Genomic DNA, 455 nt, shown 5'->3' with positions numbered 1-455 from the left:
CACCCAAACTGGTGCGACCATCATCGAAGCCGAGATTCGTGCAATTAACGCTCAAGGTATTGCAAACGGCGGTATTGCTGACACTCCTGCTCCAACCGTACAAGCCCCTAATGTTCTGGCTATCCCAGAAATGATTCGTGCCACTCGCGTAATGGGTGACTTTATTGTCACGTTCAGGCTCAGTGGCGCGGTCCATCGCGTAAGTGCTGTACGTGCAACCGTTTCTGTTTAAGGAGAAGTAAATGTCTGCAAATATTCTTTCTACCTACTTCCCTGAAGCAGTTAGTATTGTTCTTGGTAATGATAACTTCAGCCACGTTGTAAGTGGTGTTGCTGAAGGCACTTTCATCACGGTTGCTCGTGAAACCCCGGCCACCCAGTTGGTTATTGGCGGTGATATGAGTGCCATGCGCGTTCGTCGTAAGAACCGTGCTTCGACTGTCACTGTTACGCTG

The 455-nt window shown here is 49.5% G+C and carries 2 protein-coding genes; both read left to right on the top strand.

Annotated elements, in window-relative coordinates:
• Nucleotides 1-232, top strand: a 232-nt coding sequence (locus J5M67_RS28465) for a hypothetical protein (RefSeq protein WP_207888680.1), incomplete at its 5' end; no start/stop codon positions are given.
• Nucleotides 233-242: 10 nt separating this feature from the next.
• Nucleotides 243-455: hypothetical protein (locus tag J5M67_RS28460; protein WP_207888679.1), on the top strand; the 213-nt coding region annotated here is incomplete at its 3' end.

The organism is Pseudomonas sp. 30_B, from assembly GCF_017491605.1.
Taxonomy (GTDB): domain Bacteria; phylum Pseudomonadota; class Gammaproteobacteria; order Pseudomonadales; family Pseudomonadaceae; genus Pseudomonas.
Note: the sequence above shows the minus strand (reverse complement) of the source record. Positions and strands in the feature narration are given on the sequence as shown.